The 17,099-nt window shown below is 41.0% G+C and carries 14 protein-coding genes and 1 pseudogene; 9 read left to right on the top strand and 6 right to left on the bottom strand.

The window, feature by feature from the left end; translation table 11 throughout:
• Window position 1: 1 nt before the first annotated feature.
• The 5 genes from HYD28_16190 to HYD28_16170 all read left to right on the top strand — a co-directional run bounded on the left by HYD28_16190 (window position 2) and on the right by HYD28_16170 (window position 4,028).
• On the top strand, window positions 2-418 hold the full coding sequence (locus HYD28_16190) for a group 1 truncated hemoglobin (GenBank protein QLE10584.1): 417 nt from the start codon (window positions 2-4) through the stop codon (window positions 416-418).
• Window positions 419-502: 84 nt separating this feature from the next.
• Window positions 503-1,570, top strand: coding sequence for a CDP-glycerol glycerophosphotransferase family protein (locus HYD28_16185; GenBank protein QLE10371.1), 1,068 nt, complete (start codon window positions 503-505; stop codon window positions 1,568-1,570).
• Entirely contained in the window at window positions 1,567-1,974 is a 408-nt protein-coding gene (locus tag HYD28_16180) for an adenylyltransferase/cytidyltransferase family protein (protein ID QLE10370.1), read from the top strand. The genes HYD28_16185 and HYD28_16180 overlap by 4 nt, the downstream gene beginning before the upstream one ends.
• A 51-nt stretch (window positions 1,975-2,025) precedes the next feature.
• A complete protein-coding gene (locus HYD28_16175) occupies window positions 2,026-3,189 on the top strand; it encodes a capsular biosynthesis protein (GenBank protein ID QLE10369.1) in 1,164 nt (387 codons plus the stop codon).
• Window positions 3,189-4,028: a sulfurtransferase gene (locus tag HYD28_16170; protein ID QLE10368.1), complete on the top strand. Its 840-nt coding sequence runs from the start codon at window positions 3,189-3,191 to the stop codon at window positions 4,026-4,028. Before HYD28_16175 ends, HYD28_16170 begins: the two co-directional genes overlap by 1 nt.
• On the opposite strand, the gene HYD28_16165 is transcribed toward HYD28_16170, so the two are convergent.
• The 3 genes from HYD28_16165 to HYD28_16155 form a co-directional block, all read right to left on the bottom strand.
• Window positions 4,003-5,538 carry a sulfotransferase gene (locus HYD28_16165; GenBank protein ID QLE10367.1) on the bottom strand — a complete coding sequence of 512 codons (1,536 nt, stop codon included), beginning with the start codon at window positions 5,536-5,538 and terminating at the stop codon, window positions 4,003-4,005. The genes HYD28_16170 and HYD28_16165 overlap by 26 nt on opposite strands.
• Window positions 5,539-5,593: 55 nt before the next feature.
• Window positions 5,594-8,026, bottom strand: a complete 2,433-nt coding sequence (locus tag HYD28_16160) for a TonB-dependent receptor (protein ID QLE10366.1) — start codon at window positions 8,024-8,026, stop codon at window positions 5,594-5,596.
• A 181-nt stretch (window positions 8,027-8,207) separates the two neighbouring features.
• The gene (locus tag HYD28_16155; GenBank protein QLE10365.1) at window positions 8,208-8,564 is read right to left on the bottom strand and encodes a hypothetical protein; all 357 of its coding nucleotides are present in this window, start codon (window positions 8,562-8,564) and stop codon (window positions 8,208-8,210) included.
• Between the two features lie 42 nt (window positions 8,565-8,606).
• Here HYD28_16155 and HYD28_16150 point away from each other — a divergent pair, with 42 nt between their 5' ends.
• Window positions 8,607-8,927, top strand: coding sequence for a hypothetical protein (locus HYD28_16150; GenBank protein QLE10364.1), 321 nt, complete (start codon window positions 8,607-8,609; stop codon window positions 8,925-8,927).
• A gap of 46 nt (window positions 8,928-8,973) precedes the next feature.
• On the opposite strand, the gene HYD28_16145 is transcribed toward HYD28_16150, so the two are convergent.
• Entirely contained in the window at window positions 8,974-9,942 is a 969-nt protein-coding gene (locus tag HYD28_16145) for a class 1 fructose-bisphosphatase (GenBank protein QLE10363.1), read from the bottom strand.
• A gap of 160 nt (window positions 9,943-10,102) precedes the next feature.
• Between HYD28_16145 and HYD28_16140 the strand changes: the two genes are divergently transcribed.
• On the top strand, window positions 10,103-12,532 hold the full coding sequence (locus HYD28_16140; protein ID QLE10362.1) for a zinc-dependent metalloprotease: 2,430 nt from the start codon (window positions 10,103-10,105) through the stop codon (window positions 12,530-12,532).
• A 105-nt stretch (window positions 12,533-12,637) separates the two neighbouring features.
• The gene (locus tag HYD28_16135; protein ID QLE10361.1) at window positions 12,638-13,420 is read left to right on the top strand and encodes a YggN family protein; all 783 of its coding nucleotides are present in this window, start codon (window positions 12,638-12,640) and stop codon (window positions 13,418-13,420) included.
• 63 nt (window positions 13,421-13,483) lie between these two features.
• On the opposite strand, the gene HYD28_16130 is transcribed toward HYD28_16135, so the two are convergent.
• Together HYD28_16130 and rsuA are read right to left on the bottom strand one after the other, a co-directional pair.
• Window positions 13,484-15,058, bottom strand: a complete 1,575-nt coding sequence (locus HYD28_16130) for a cache domain-containing protein (GenBank protein QLE10583.1) — start codon at window positions 15,056-15,058, stop codon at window positions 13,484-13,486.
• A 154-nt stretch (window positions 15,059-15,212) separates the two neighbouring features.
• On the bottom strand, window positions 15,213-15,911 hold the full coding sequence (gene rsuA / locus HYD28_16125; GenBank protein ID QLE10360.1) for a 16S rRNA pseudouridine(516) synthase RsuA: 699 nt from the start codon (window positions 15,909-15,911) through the stop codon (window positions 15,213-15,215).
• A 58-nt stretch (window positions 15,912-15,969) separates the two neighbouring features.
• Between rsuA and HYD28_16120 the strand changes: the two are divergent.
• Window positions 15,970-17,083: pseudogene (locus HYD28_16120) on the top strand (AFG1 family ATPase).
• The last annotated feature ends 16 nt before the right edge of the window (window positions 17,084-17,099 follow it).

Here is a 17,099-nt window from a genome sequence, read left to right as displayed (position 1 = left end):
GATGAAAACATTTTTTACGTTTGTATTTGCCGTGATGTTAGTCGGCTGTGCAAGTAGCAACAACGGCACCTTATACCAGCAACTAAATGGCGAACAAGGGATCGAAAAACTAGTTGATAGTTTTATCAATCAAATAGGCCGTGACGAACAAATTTTAGCTTATTTTAAACAAACCAATGTTGCGCATTTTCGCCAAGGCTTTATCACTCATTTGTGCAGTGTCACCGATGGCCCTTGTGAATACGAAGGCGATAATATGGTTGATATTCACACCGGAATGAATATTTCTAAAAAAGACTTTAACCGTGTGGTAGAGCTTTTAATCAATGCGATGGATGAACAACACGTTTCGCAAACGGTACAAAATAAAATCCTTAGCAGACTTGCGCCACTTCGCCCTGAGGTAATTAATATCTAGCTAGAACAAACTTTAATTGTGGGCTGAAACAGAAATGTAATTTATGTACAATAGCTATTGGTTGAAGTTATTAAGTTGTAAATAATGCAGTTATATTTTGATGTTCAACATCTATATTACATTCCACAGTATTTGCCTGTTTTAAAGGAGTTGAAGGAAAAAGGCCACAAAGTTTCGATGGTTTTCTATGAAGACCAAGATGAGCGTAGTCTTGGTGTATGTCGTGGCTTTATCTATGAAAATGCAATAGTTGCAAAATGGTTAACAAGTGCAAGAGAAACCTTTGAATTTTATCAGAGTTCAGATGCAGATTGGGTTGTGTTTGGAAATACATTTGCTGGCGCTGAGGATCTAAATAAAAAGACTGTACTGATGCAACATGGAATAGGTCCAAAACAATGCTATTACGATGTATCGAATAATAAGATGACAGTACGGTTTGTTGAGGGAGAGCACCGGCTTCAACGTTTAAAAACGCTTTATCCTGAAGGCAACTTTATTGATAGTGGCTACGCCAAGTTAGACCCTATTTTTAATCAGACTCTTGAAAGCATTAACCTCAAAAATCTCGGCTTAGATCCGTCAAAGAAAACTTTGCTCTATGCGCCTACTTTTTATCCAAGCTCTTTAGAGTGCTTTAGCGATGATTTCCCTGAGCACTTTAATGAATTTAATATTATCGTTAAGCCTCATTTCTTTAGCTTATTTAAGCCGAAGTACAAAAAGCAACGCCTAAAACTTGAGAAGTGGGCTAGTGCTAAGAATGTTTACCTTGCAAATGAATTCGATTTTGATCTTACTCCTTTTTTAGAACTTGCTGATATTATGGTTTCTGATGCATCGTCAGCCATTTTTGAATTTGCAGCATTAGAAAAACCTGTTATCTGGTGTGATTTTTACAAGCTGCGTTGGTCATACAGAGGTATTTTTTCTTATAGATTGAAAGCTCGATTGGATGAAGATATCAAATACTTCAATGAGTTATGTGCGCGTGCTGAAAGTTATAAAGAGTTAAAGCAGTTATTAAGTTCAAGTTTTAATGAATCTGCCGAATTTAAAGAAAAAAGAAAAGAAATAGTTTATAAACTGGCAGGTCTTACGGATGGTCACTCTGCTAAGAGAATTGTTTCTTATTTAGAGGAACATCAATGAAACGGGTAATTACTTTTGGCACGTTTGATATTTTTCATGTGGGACATATCAATATTTTAGAGCGAGCTAAAGCACTGGGAGATTATTTGATAGTTGGTGTATCTTCTGATGAACTAAACTTCTCAAAGAAAGGTCGAAAGCCTGTATACAGTGAAGCTGATAGGCTGAAAATTATTAGTTCTTTAAAGTGTGTTGACGAAGTATTTGTAGAGCACTCTCTAGAATTGAAAGGTGAGTACATAAAAGACCATCAAGCCCATTTGCTCGTTATGGGGGATGATTGGGCTGGTCGGTTTGATCAATTTAAGCAAATTTGTGATGTGATTTATTTAGAGCGTACTCCCTCTATCTCTACAACAGAAATAATAGAAGTTGTAAGGCAGCCTTCAAACTGTCATTTATAATTAATAAAATAGCTGTATGCGCTTAAGTTCAATCTAAACTAAGATCAGTATATGGCTTTTTTATTTATCTCTCGCAATAATGTGCACGCCCGCTATTACAAAAAATTAATTAGGAAACTCCCCTTAAATTGTAAAGTGCACTGTATGGGCTTCCTCAGGTTAACTGCTTTAAAATACTTTAGCAAAGCGATTAAAATTGATTTTAGTAAAATAATTTCGGAACAACTACTACGTAAGCAAGCCCGAAATGATCTTTGGTGTAACCCATTACTTATCAAAGCTTACTCTAAAGTGATGCAGTTTGTAGAGCAATGTCGGTACGCTAAGTATTATGATTTATTGAAGTCAGAACCTCCTGAAGCGTTAGTCATTTGGAATGGTAATAAACTACCGAATGTTACTGTTTGTATAGCTGCGAAATCACTAGGAGTGACTACCTACTTTTATGAAAATGGGTTATTGCCCGGAACAACAAGTTTAGACCCTCAAGGTATTAACTTTGCGGCTTCTGTACCGCGAGATAGTCAATTCTATTTAAATTTTGATCCACAAGGGAAGTTGCCATTTTCTGCGCCTGATTTAATCCCTAGAGCGAATCACAAAAAGCGCTGCAAATTTGACGCAGTTGAGTTACCAAAAAAATACTTATTTGTGCCATTTCAAGTTCCACACGATACACAAATAGCTTGTTACTCACCTTGGCTTAAGTCAATGGAAGAGTATTACGATGCTGTTGTTTCAGCCGTAAAAAAGTTAAATGATCCAGAACTTAAAGTTGTTATTAAAGAACATCCTTCATGGCATAAGCACTATGAACACTTGTACGATAAAGATGATGTTGCCGTTTTTGCCAACGGAAATTGTACTCGAGAACTTATCAATAACGCTGAAGCCGTGATCACTATTAACTCGACCGTTGGCTTAGAATCTTTATTACTTGATAAAAAAGTGCTTACCTTAGGGCTTGCTTGTTACAACATTGATGAGCTTGTACTACACGCAAGTGATCAAGCTACTTTGATTAAGTGCTTAGAAAAACTACAAAATGGCTGGCAGTCCAACAGTATTCTGAGAGATAAATTTTTTACCTACTTAAAGCATGTGTATTGCTTGCCCGGTGTTTGGAAAGAATGTACAACTGAGCATGTTGAAGCGGTTGAAAAGCGCTTAACTCAACAAGATACATTCGCTCAGCTATCGCAAAAGGAAAGCTAATGAAGAACATAGTCTCGCCAGAATGGCTTAACGAGCATTTAAGCCATGATAATTTGATCATTTTTGATGCTGGAATGGTACGCCCTGGTTTACCGGGAGAATACGCACCTAAAGCTATGCTGCCTAATGCACAGCGTTTTGATTTCAAAAAGACGCTGGCAGATAACAGCAATCCTGTACCAAGTATGATGTGCAGTAGCGAGCAGTTCACAGAACATATGCAGCGTGCTGGGGTTAATCAAGACTCACTGATTGTGATTTATGAAGACCAAGGTTTATTCAGTTCAGCGCGTGCGTGGTGGATGTTTAAAGCAATGGGCTTTGATAACGTAAAGGTTTTAAGTGGTGGTTTAGCTAAGTGGCAGGCACTTGGCTTTGCAACACAAGCCAGCTATTCAGCTGCTTCTGGTCAAGGCAACTTTGTTGCAAGCCCTCGTGTTAATTACTTTATCAGTGCTGAGCAAGTACTTAACTCACTTGATGAGCAAAGCACACTAACACTCGATGCTCGCCCTTATGAGCGATTTACAGGTGAACAGGCCGAGCCGCGTGAAGGCATGCGTAGTGGGCATATTCCAAATAGTCGCAGTTTATCACTTGCAAGTGTACTAAATAACGGTGAGCTAAAACCGCTTAGCGAGTTGCAGATATTATTTGATCAACATATTGCAGCGCATCATACTCAGTTGCAATTTAGCTGTGGTTCAGGTGTAACAGCTTGTGCAATTGCATTGTGCGCCGATGAATGCGGTTACTCTAACTTACGTGTTTACGATGGCTCATGGAGTGAGTGGGGCGCTCGTCACGAGTTACCTATTGAAACAGGTCCGCATCAATAAATTCAGCGTAATTTTGCCAGCTGCCGATACTGTTTTTATTCAGTGGCTGGCGAATTTGCTTTTTGCTCGCCGTAGCTGAAGCCGCATTGTTTTTATAAAAAGTTAGGCAGTTTTCCTGCCAGCTTAAATCACAAAAAGCATAGAGCTTCTGTGTTTGCTTAATCGGCTCTGCCACTAATTGCTCATAGCTTTGTAAAAAAACGTTTTCAGGATACTTGTTGGCAAAGTGACTGACTAATGCCGAGTAATCTTGATGGAATGAGGCAATATCTTCAAGAGTAAAACTGTAGTGATGAAACACACTTTGCGGACTATACATCTGCCTAAAATTGGCGATACTGCAATCGTGCCAGTCTCGCTGCATACAAACAATTTTAGCATTAGGAAATGCCGCTAATATAAAATCAATATAATAAAAGTTAAATGGCTGTTTATCACAGCTTCTAAGGCCATCACTGAGCAGCTGGGCTCTTTGTTGATAGTTAGCAAGCGCTGTCTTTATCGCTTCAGATTCATATGCCTTATCAAGCAATTCGCTATCAATCACTCGAGCCGATTGCGTGGCGTGTTGTATCAATTGCGCTATATCGTTTAATTCTCCAATCCCTTGCAGCTGTGAACTTTGATTAAGGATTTTTTCAACTAAAGTTGTGCCAGAGCGGGGCATGCCAACAACAAAAACGGGTGAGAACTCAGAGTCACTACTTTCAAGCACTTGCTGTGTGCTTTGAGTAATGAGCTTTTGACAAAAATAGCGATGTTGCGTGGCTTGATAATTAAGTTTATAGGCTATGGCTTGCTTACTTAGTACAAAGTATTTAAATGCATTTTTGTAGTCATTAAGATGCTCATAATTAAGAGCAAGACTATGAAAATACACTTGTTGATCAATAATGCTTTTTTCTTTATTCGCCAAGGTTTGTAGTTTCTGGATTTGTAGCTTCGACTCTACATCAGTATTTAGTTCAGCCTGTGAGTAATGAGCTTGATAAAAGCTAGGTTGCTGGGTAGTAAGTTGCTGTAGCAAACTTTTTGCTTCATCAAACAGTCCGTGAATTTTATATGATACCGCCAAATTATAGCTAATTTGTGGGTTATATTTATTGCGTTTATAAGCCGACTTTTGAAAGCTAAAGGCGTCTTCATAATGCCCTAAACGGTTAGCAATATTGGCTAGTGTATCAAAGTCAGCGGCACTAAAGTCAGCTGTTTGCAAAGCGTCTTGATAATGCACAGCCGCATTACTTACTTTACCTAACAGTACATACAGCTTGGCAAGTGCTAAATGATATATCGGCAAAGGCGCTAAATTAAGCGCTTTTTCAAGCAGCTTAATGGCTTTGTTGATATCGCCCGCTGCAGTGTTGACTTCGCTCAGTAAAAAGTAACAAACGTGGTCTTCAGGATTTTGCTTTAGGCGCTGCACAAGTAGATGATGTGCATCATGTAGTTGCTTGTTGGCTAACAACTGTTGGATATTAGCGCGAAGCGCTTGTTGGGTATTTAGCATGAGATTATCTTAAAAGCCTTGCCTAAAAGCGGCAAGGCTTTTATTCAGTATTTAATTACAGCTCAAAGTTGTAGCTAAACTTCATACCGATTGTACGAGGTGCGGTGGTGTAGTGACCATAAACACGCTGTAGCTCAGGTAGCTCTTTGTTAAGCTCAGCATATTGCGACATACCAGCCCAAGACTTATCACGACGTACAGAAGTGAACGCGTACTTATCGAATAAGTTGTCTACGTAAAGGGTTGCAGACCACATATCGCCAGTAATTTTGGCAGATAAGTTACTTAGTGCATAACCTGGTAATACTTCGCCATCTGCTTTTAAGCCTACTTTGGTGATCACATCGCTTTGTGCTGTGATACCGTAGTTTACGCTTAATAGTTTATCACCTAGGATATCTTGCTCGTAACGAAGACCAAAAGAGAATTGATGCTCAGGAGCACCCGGTAAACGGTCGCCTTTAGCGCCATCATAGTAGCTTTGGTACTGCGCTAAGTCGTCACCTAATACGCCAAATAAGTAAGGTGCATCTTCGGTTAATTCGGCTTTTGCATATGCGTATGTTGCATAAGCTGCCCAGTTATCACCAATCATTGCGCGAGTAGAAAGTTCGACACCTTTCGAATTAGCAGAGCCTGCATTCGAAGTAATTAACTCTTGGCCATTTACTGTACTGCTACCAACTTGCGCATCTTTCCAATCAACATTAAATAGCGCTGCATTGAAATGTAGGCGGTTACGTAACCATGATGACTTAAAGCCTAGCTCGTAGTTGACCGTTGTATCTGGTTTGTAATCTTCTTCGTTTGGCAGGGCACAAACAATTTGTTGCTCAGGTAATACATCAGGGCAAGGAGCAATACCGTTACCACCACCAATACGGAAACCTTCACTTACGGTAAAGTAAGCAAGCACACCATTATCAAATGTGTAATTAGCATTAAACTTAAATAAGTTACCGCTATCGCTTGCGCTTACATTTTCCATAACAAGATTATCTAGTGAATCAAAGTCACCAGAATAAAGCGGCGTTGCAGAGCCTGATGTTGTTGATACATCGTATTCATAAAAACGAGCGCCAACAGTGACATCAAGTTGATCTGTGATGCTGTAGCCAATTTCACCAAAAAGTGCTTTTTCAGTGGTTTCGCTATCAGAAATTAGAATGTACTCAAGGTCTTGTTCAACATTTGGAATACCGCCACCCCAGTACTCAGTCAGACCCGGCGTGTACTCACGATCATCTGAGTGACTTTCTACTTTGTTATAGAAGCCGCCTACAATCCAGTTAAAAGCGCTACTGCTATTTGAAACTAAACGAAGCTCTTGCGTAAAGGTATCGCGATCTGAGGTGTCGTGCGTGTAGCCAACAAAAGAAGGGAAGTCGGCATACCCTGACCAAATATCGTAAAGAAGATCAGTTTGATCGCGCTGACCAGATTGCTCATAGCTAGACCAACCAGATGCAGATACCAGCTCAGCAAAACCAAGATCTGCTTTTACTTCTAAGCTTAATAAATCGTTTTCTTCTTCACCGGGTTCAAGCAGACGAGCTACATTTTCGTATTTTCCAGGGATACCTTGTAGTGCACTGCTATCTGCAAGTGAGCCGTATTGAGACGTCGAATTACCGCCATTTTCTTGCTTTTGATAGAAGTAGTTTAGCGTTGCATCAACATCTTCGGTGGCAAGCCAGCGTAGTGATAAACGTGCTGTGGTGATTTGCTCATCGTTAACATCGCTTACGCTTTTTAAGTTGGCATTTACATCGCTGCTGTCTGAAAAATCAGGGTTAGGGTTTGATACGCCAGGTTCTAGAACCACGTGAGTGTAGTCAATGTAACCTGGGTTATCGTAATAATTTAAGCTAGCACGAAGGGCTAGTTTTTCTTCAATTAGCGGAGTATTGAATACCACGCCAAACTCACCGCCTGTACCGTCACTTTCGTTGATGCTAAATACATCGCCTGTTACTTTACCTTCGGTGATATCAAGCTCAGGTTGTTTTAATAAATAACGGATTGCACCACCTAAAGTACCAGCTCCGTATAGTGTACCTTGTGGGCCAATTAACACTTCAACACGGTCAACATCAGTCAAACGTAAATCAATGCTAAGTGGAATTTCACCAACATAAGTTGCCACAGTGCCACTGTCAGAAATACGGTCAGAGGTATTTGTGTTCAGGCCACGAACGATAATAGGAGAACCTTCACGACCACCTTGATCAGAAATTGTTAAACCGGGTACCCAACGAGCGACATCTTCAAGATCACCAATGTTTTGGTCGCTAATTACATCGCCATTTAGGGCTGTGATATTAAGCGGTGCATCTTGCACAGAACCTGCACGTCGTGTTGCAGTGATTTGGATAGTTTCAATTGATTTATCAACTTCGATAGCATCTTCAGCAGCAAACGCCATATTGCTATTAATTAAAACCGCAGAAATTGCACTTGCAAGTAGAGCAGGCTTAAAGGTGTTCATGATAGATTCCGAGTTAGTTACAGTAAATTTATGCTCAAAAAATAGACGTTACTAGTAATTTAAGCTTAAAAATTGATGATTTAGTGAATTTATATCCAATTATAATGTATTTTTATTCTCATCGTCCATGCGTTATTTGCAATTAAATGCAAAATAATTGAATAAATAATCTGTTTAGGTGTTAGCTATCGGAATAAGGGCAGTTCGTACAACCATTACTACAGCAATGGCCGCGCTTTAAAAAGAACCAGCGGCTAAATACCATGTAATTGTTTTGCATAGTGTAATCGAGGTTTTCTATTAAGTTACCCTGAGTAAAATAAGGCTTAGCAAAGGCAAGCTGCTGTTCAAGAGGCTTTTGGTAAAGTTCTGATAAAAATGAATTTATTTTATTTATAGTACAGTCTCGGCATAAACATTCTGTTGCGGTCTCATCGAGTGGTAAAATGTTGGGTAGCTCATTACACCAACAGGCATTAATATTGTCGGCTTGGCAGTTAAGGGTTGCTTTGCATCGTGAGCATGTAAGGGTTGTCATTAATTAAAAGGTGCTTTGAGATTGAAAAGGTAAGCATAGCAAATGGATAAATTAGACGCATTAGGAGAGTTTGCTCGTTTTGGTGATAATCGATTTGAGGCAATTTCAGTTATTACAAGCACTCCTGACATCCAAGATGATGTGTATATTCTAACGCAAGAAGTGTTCTGTCAGGTTCTACAGCGTGCTATTAACGGCGAAATAGATATTGATGAATTAGAACTTTGGGCGAACGTACTAGAGTCACGACAAGACATAGACGAAAGTGCCGTAGAAGGGGCTATTTACGCTTTAAGCAATAACGAGCAAATGGGTGAATTGAGTAAAAGTACGCTAAAGAAGCTATTAGAAGTGATGAAATAGCTTCTTTTAGCCCTAAGCTTATTTAGCTTAAGGCATTTGCTTGTTGCTATTTATGGTAGTTTAAACAGGTTTCAACTTCGTTTTTCGAACCTAAGATCACCGCCACACGTTGGTGGATTGCATCAGGTTGAATATCCATGATGCGCTCAGTACCAGTAGAGGCTATACCGCCAGCTTGTTCGATTAACATTGCCATTGGGTTTGCTTCGTATAATAAACGTAATTTGTTAGGTTTATTTGGATCTTTCGTGTCGGTTGGGTAAGTAAAAATACCACCACGACATAATACACGGTGCACATCACCCACCATTGCAGCAATCCAGCGCATGTTGAAGTTACGACCACGCGGGCCTGTGTCACCAGCAATTAAGTCATTGATGTAATTTTGCATCGCTGGCTGCCAATGACGTTGGTTTGAAGCATTGATAGCAAATTCGCTAGTATCTTCAGGTACTTTTGCAAAGTCTTCTGTTAATAAGAAGGTACCGTGAGTTTTATCTAAGGTGAAAAAGCGTGTACCTTTGCCTGTTGTTAATGCTAGCACCGTTGATGGGCCATATAACACGTAACCAGCCGCTACTTGGTTTTTACCCGGTTGCATAAAGATACTTGGGTCGGCCGGATCTGCACCTTCAGGCGCCGCCATAATTGAGAAAATCGTACCAACGAGTGAGTTGATATCTGTATTTGATGAACCATCAAGTGGGTCGAATGCAACAATGTAGTTGGCATTAGGGTTACCCGCAACGGTGAAGTCTTCTTCTTCAGAGGCAATGGCTTTTACGTAGCCCGATTCTAATAAAATATCTTTTAAAAGTTGGTTAGTTAGAACGTCGAGTTTTTTCTGTGTTTCACCCTGAATGTTTTCGTCTAGGGTTGAGCCTAATACGCCAGATAGGGCGCCTTGACCAACACGAAATGAAATCTCTTTACATGCCGCAAGTACCGTTCTGATCAATGAGATCAGTTCACGAGGGCAACCATCTTCTAACAATACCGGTGGGAGTCTACGCATTCTATTTTCCTGATAACGTTGTAGCCAGACATTTTTAGTGTGAGAGAGAATGTCTTAGCAAGCGCTGAATTTCGTCTTAAATAGCTGATTTTTCTTGGCGGTACTTTATACTGCTTAATACCTATACAGTATTTAAAACGCGAATAACAAAGATAAGATTATGCAAAAAATACCATTACTACGATATCTGCTCTTAGCTGTGCTACTTACTATGATAACTCAAGCACACGCAGCAATTAAGTCTATAAATGATTTTACTGAAAAAATGACTCATTTTTCAGGCTATTTTTCATTTTACTACGATACAGAAAACGGCAAATTGTATCTTGAGGTGGATAAACTCGAGCAGCAATTTTTATTACAACAAAGCTTACCTTATGGTGTCGGTTCAAACGATATTGGCTTAGATCGCGGTCAGCTAGGTGATACTCACTTAGTTCAGTTTGAACGTTTTGGCGATAAGGTGATGTTAAGAGCCATAAATACTTATTACCGTGCTAACACTAATAACCTTGCGGAACAACAAAGTATTAAAGAGGCATTTGCATCAAGTATCTTAGCAGGGTTTAGTGTTGTTGCTCAGTCAGAAACCGCCGTATTAGTGGATTACACACCTTATTTATTAAGCGATGTTCATGGTGTGAGCCGTCGTTTATCGGCAACTGGCCAGGGAAGTTTTAACTTAGATAGCAACCGCAGTGCGGTTTATTTAGCACGCTCAAAAGCATTTGAAAAAAATACTGAATTAGAAGCAGTACTTACTTTTCAAGGTAATAAGCCTGGTAAGTATGTTCGCCAAGTGAGTGCAGACCCTTACGCGCTAACGGTGCATATGCATCATTCATTAATTGAACTGCCTGATGATAACTACACCCCGCGTAAGTTCCACCCTCAAGCAGGTTTCTGGAGTATTGAACATAAAGACTATGCGGCTGCGCTGGGTGAGTCTATGTATGTGCGTTACATCCCTCGCCATCGTTTAGCGAAAAAAGATCCAAGCCTACCAATCAGCGAACCCGTTGAGCCGATAGTTTATTATTTAGATCCGGGCGTACCTGAGCCAGTTAAATCAGCATTACTTGATGGTGCTAAATGGTGGAATGATGCATTTAACGCAGCAGGCTACAAGAATGCTTTTATAGTTAAAGTGCTACCAGATGATGCCGACCCTATGGATGTACGCTACAACGTGATCCAATGGGTGCACCGTGCAACGCGTGGTTGGTCGTATGGTAGCTCTGTGATTGACCCGCGGACAGGCGAAATTATAAAAGGCCATGTGACTCTGGGTTCATTACGTGTTCGTCAAGACATCTTAATTGCAGAAGCATTAGCTGCACCTTATTTTGAAGGGAATGAAGTGGCTAAGCGCTTACAAGCAATGGCACTTGATCGTATTCGTCAGTTAAGTGCTCATGAAGTGGGGCATACTTTAGGTATTTCTCATAACTTTGCAGCCTCAGTGGCAGATAGAGCCTCTGTGATGGATTATCCACACCCGCTACTTAGCTTTAATGAACAAGGTAAGTTAGATGTTAGCCGAGGCTATGCTTCTGGTATGGGCGTTTGGGATACCCAAGTTGTTAAATACGGTTATAGCGATTTCACAAATCAAGATGAAGCACAGCAATTGGCCGCAATTTTAGCTGAGAATAAAAACAAAGGGCTGGAGTTTATCTCAGACAGTGATGCCCGCGCTCAAGGTGGTGCTCATCCAACAGGGCATTTATGGGATAATGGTCGTTCACCAAGTGATGAGCTAATGCGTGTACTTGATGTTCGTAAGCAAGCGCTGACTAACTTTGGTATAGAAAACATCAAAACAGGCACTGCTTTGTCGCAATTAGAAGAAATGCTGGTGCCGCTTTATCTATTCCATCGCTATCAAGTTGAAGCTGCTGTTAAGCTAATTGCTGGCGTGAATTACGAATACGAAGTGCGTGATGGCTCACAACCTAAAGGGGCACAGGTTGTTGCAAAGCAAACACAACAAGCTGCAGTGGATGCTATGCTTGCGACATTAAAAGCAGAGAACCTTGTTTTACCTGAGTCGGTATTAGCGCTTATTCCACCAAAAGCCTATGGTGAATCAAAATCACGGGAGAGCATTGTTGGTCGTACAGGACTAACGCTTGATGCGATGGCACTGCCAGAGGTTGCAGCTGCACATAGTTTGAGCCTACTTTTTAATAGCCAACGCATTAACCGTTTAGCGCAGCAACAAGCACGAAGTGATGCACTTTATGGTTTAGATGCACTATTAGCACAAACTTATCAGCAAATTTTCGAACAGCAGGTTGCTTCAGGGATGGCTGGTAAAATTAGCCAACGTGTGCAGCTTTTAACAGCGAAACAATTTGCTGATTTAGTTGCAAGCAATGAAGTGGCACCCGAAGTACAAGCTCAATTGCGTTATTACTTAGCTAAACTCGCAAAGAGTTACCAGCAAGAATCAATGCTAGGCAGTGCATCCGTTGGGAACAGTGCATTTAAGCAATATTTAAGTGAGCAAATCAGTCTCTTTTTAGAAAGCGGTGAATGGCCTGCAAACTTTAAAGTGTTGCCAATGCCACCGGGCTCACCAATTTAATCCATTTTTACTTCAAAGCGCCTAGCATAGCTAGGCGTTTTACTTGCATAAAATTGGATATTTGCTAATCTAGCGGCCTTCCTTTTTTGTCTTTTTGAGGTGTATATGGCGTTCTTTTCTCGCTCGTTGTTAGCAGCGGCCATTACATTCTCTAGCTTTTCCAGCTACGCAACCTTAGAAAAAAAACAATGTGATGTAGAGCTAAGCCATGGCTTAATCATTACCGATGATGTCATTCGTATTGTTGATAAGGGTCAAACTCGCGTGCAAATTAACAACGATAACCAATTGTTTATACGAGGTTATTGGGTTGATTTAAGTCCCGAAGAAAGCAAAGTAGTTGAGCAGTTCAGCCGAGGGATCAGACAAACCGTCCCTGAACTTGTTGACCTGGCAACAGATGGTGTAAACCTTGGCTTAAGTGCCATCGAGCAAGTTGTTGAGGGCATGTCAGACAAAGAGCCTGAAGTGCTAAAAACTCAGCTGCAATATGTTGAACGTGCATTAATGGATAAATTTAAGCGTGGTGATGACTTTTTCTTTATTGCCCCGCAGTCGCTGTCGAAAATCGATGATTTTTTTACCAAAGAAATCAGCCAAAAAATTCACTCTGCAGTTCACGGTTCACTTGGCGCTATTTTAGTCTCGCTAGGGGATGCTTTTAAGTCGCGCGAAGGTAATATCGAAGACCGTATCAATGATATGGGGCAGCGTATGGATATCATCTCAAAAGAAATTGATAAATCACTGCAAAAGAAAGCAGAGCAGTTAGAGATGAAGGCATCTGAGTACTGTGAGTGTTTGAACTCGTTAGATGTCACTGAATCACGCTTACAACAAATGGTGCCTGGTATGGCCGATTTTGATTTGGTACAAATAAAGTCTTAGTGCAAATTTTATAACAAGAAAGCCCAGCAGTTGCTGGGCTTTCTCGTTTTAAGTTAGCGAAGGTTAGCTGAATTTAGCGGTTTCAGTTTCTAAATCGTTAGTAAGGCCTTTGATCAAATCGGTTGCTGTATGAGCCTGATTAGATACATCAGCCGTTTGTGAAGCCGTGTCTGAGATAGTTACGATGCGTTTGGCTGTGTCTTCACCGGCATCTAGTTGCTCTTTTGCAGCAATAGCTATCTGATGGCTCATTTGTGCTATGGCGCTGAGTGAGCTTGCTACCCGTTTTAGCTCGTCATTCGCTTTTTTCGACTTTTCAACGGTTTGTTCGCTGGTTGTCATACTTAGGGACACTGATGATTTGGCATCTTGGGTTGCTGCTTGCAGTTTGCCAATCATATTACGAATTTCTTCTGTGCTGGTTTGCGTGCGCTGGGCAAGTCCGCGCACTTCATCAGCAACTACAGCAAAGCCTCGCCCTTGCTCACCAGCACGGGCGGCTTCTATCGCAGCATTAAGCGCAAGCAAGTTGGTTTGCTCGGCAATACCTTGAATAACACTGAGTACATTTGCGATGTTATTTACCTCATCATCGAGTACTTGAATATTATTACCAGCGCTGTCAATTTGCTGCTCTAAAAGCGCGATGGTGTCAGCAGCCTCGCTGGTTAAGTGACTTGCACTTTGACCTTGCTGCTCAGCTTCTTGCACTGAGTAGGCTGCTTGTTCGGCATGTTCAACAACCGTTTGCGCTGAGGCTGTTAACTCGGTAATTGCTGAAGCAACCATTTGAGTTTCTTCATTAAGGCTACGAGTCAGTTTATCGAGTTCAACAGAGCGAGATTCGTTATCGACACTTTGATTCTTTAAGCTATCTGTAACGCCTTTAATGCCGCCAACAACGCCACGTAAACCTTGCTGCATGTAATGCATGGCAGCAATAATGCTCTCTGGAGGAGCATCTTGGCGAATATGTGAGTTTAAGTTGCCGCGAGAGACGTTTTTAACAATACCAATTACTTCATCAATTTCGCCGCCTAAGGCATTAGTCAGCGATGAACCAAAGCGAGCAATAGCAAAAGTCAGCGCAATGGCAATAAGCATGGAAAGGCCCAGCAACCACTTAGCGGTATTCCAATAACGTTCATCAACTTCTTTAGCGCTAATGCCAGTACCAACATACCAGCCAAACAGCGGTGTTTTTTGTACTACAGAGGTTAAATCTACCGTTTCACCATCACGCACTGAATCCCAATGATAGGTGATAATTTTATTGGTTGTGTTACCCACTAAATTTTCGACCATACGGCCGATGCTGTTGCCACTGGCGTCTTTAAAATCATTAAAGCTGGTGCCATGCAGCTCAGGGTCGTGTGGGGTAGCGACAAAATTTAAGTTGTTGTCGACGACGTACACATATTCTGAGTCGTGGTATTTATTTTCGCGCAGCACCTGAATAGCAAGTTTCTTTGCTTGTGCTTCTTTGAGTTGGTTGTTTTTAACCATCAACTCAAATTGCTCAACAATATTGGTAGTGCTTTTCATGAGCTGGTTGATACGCGCGATGTTGTCGCTTTCGCTAGCATGGCGTAAAGACTGTAAGCCAAGTAAAGCTATCGCAGATAACGCAATAAACATAGCGATAGCAAATAAGGTGATTTTTGTTTTTAAAGCTAGTCCTGATAACACAGTCAGCCTCCTTTATTATTTCCCCTGTTAACTTTTACCACGTTTGTCTGGTTTTATTAAGGAAAAATGACAGCGTTATCATGACTTTTGCTCAAGTACCTATTTAGAGCTTGAGTTCGGCTTCTGTAAGAGCACGATATTCACCGCTTGCAAGGCTTTCATCGAGGGTGATATCCGCTATTTTTTCACGATGTAATTCAACAACTTTATTGCCTACAGCGGCAAGCATTCGTTTAACTTGATGGTATTTACCTTCGCAAATTGAAAGGCGTAAGCTGTAGCTTGCAAGTTTTTCAACAATAGCAGGGCGAGTTAGCTCTTTTTCGTTGTGCAATTGTACCCCTTGCTCTAACGCTGCAATCGCTTCTTCATCAATAGGCTCTTGAGTTTCAACTAAATAAGTTTTGAACTTGTTATGCTTTGGGGCTGTAATTTTGTGTGACCAGTCGCCGTCATTAGTAATGATCACTAAACCTGTAGTATCGATATCTAACCGACCTGCAACATGAAAGTCGCTCATGTTTGGTTCATCAAGTAAATCGAATACAGTCGGGTGAAGGTCATCTTTATTAGCACACACATAGCCCGCTGGCTTATTAAGCATGTAGTAGCGCTTGCCTAAAAAGACCAGCGGCTCGCCTTGCCAGCGAATATCATCATCTTGTGTTACAGACAAATCGAATGAGGTGATCACCTCACCATTAACAGTGGCGTATTTGCGTTTAATACCTGCTCTGGTCTTGCTGCGAGGTAACTCGGCAATATGGCTGATAAATTTATCTAAACGGCATGGAAATTTCATTGGGATCACATTTTTAGTCGGCTACAATGGCGGCGAGTATAGCGGATACTAGTTACCTATGACAGTACAGCAAGGACAAATATTACAGTATTACCAAGCGCAAATAGCCAAAGGTGATTTGCAAGAAGACCGTGCCCAGCGCACAGCGATTAATGCTCTTGATAATCTAGCCACAGAAACTGGCTGCGCCAAGACATTGGTGGCAAAGCGCAAAGCCAATAAAAGGGGTCTATTTATATGGCCCAGTAGGACGTGGTAAATCCATGTTGATGGACGTGTTTTTCAAGTTGGTCAATATTGAAGCTAAGCAGCGTTTGCACTTTCATCATTTTATGAAGCAAGTGCATGAGCGCCTAACCCAGCTGCAAGGGCAAAAAAATCCTCTAAAGGTGATTGCTAAAGAGTGGGCAGAGCACATTCGCTTGATTTGTTTCGATGAGTTTTTTGTCTCTGATATTGGTGATGCTATGATCTTGGGTGGTTTATTCAAAGCCCTGTTTGAGCAGCAAGTCGTGTTAGTCGCGACCTCAAACTGCCAACCTGAGCAGTTGTATCGTAATGGTTTACAGCGAGCACGATTTTTACCCACTATCGATTTATTAAATGAGCATTGTCATGTTTTAAGTGTTGAAGGCGATACAGATCATCGCTTTCGCTTTGGCAAACAAACCGAACATTATTTTATTAATAACAAAGATGCCCTAACAGAGCGCTTTTTAAAACAAGAGCAAGCAGTGCAAAGGCAAACAATGATAGAGGTTTGCCATCGTAAGCTTAGTTGTGTAATGCAAGCTCAAGACGCCATTATGTTTGATTTTATGACGCTTTGCTCAGGACCCAGAAGCACGGCGGATTATATTTATTTGGCAGAGCAGTTTCTGCGCGTTTATTTAGTCAATGTGCCAGTAATGGGGCGCGGGGCAACGGGCAAGCAAATTGTGCATGGCATTGAAGATAGTTATCAGCGAGAAAAGCAAGATTTACAAGAACACTTTTTAGATGATGAAGCTCGGCGCTTTATTGCTTTGGTTGATGAGTTTTATGATCGCAGCCGATTACTGGTGATTTCGGCCGAGGTGGGTATTAGCGATTTATATCAAGGGCAAAAACTGGCATTTGAATATGCGCGAACTGAATCTCGATTAGTTGAGATGCAAAGCTGGAAAAGATAAAAGGCGCAATAAAAAT

The organism is Pseudoalteromonas shioyasakiensis, assembly GCA_013391845.1.
GTDB lineage: Bacteria > Pseudomonadota > Gammaproteobacteria > Enterobacterales > Alteromonadaceae > Pseudoalteromonas > Pseudoalteromonas apostichopi.
Note: the sequence above shows the minus strand (reverse complement) of the source record. Positions and strands in the feature narration are given on the sequence as shown.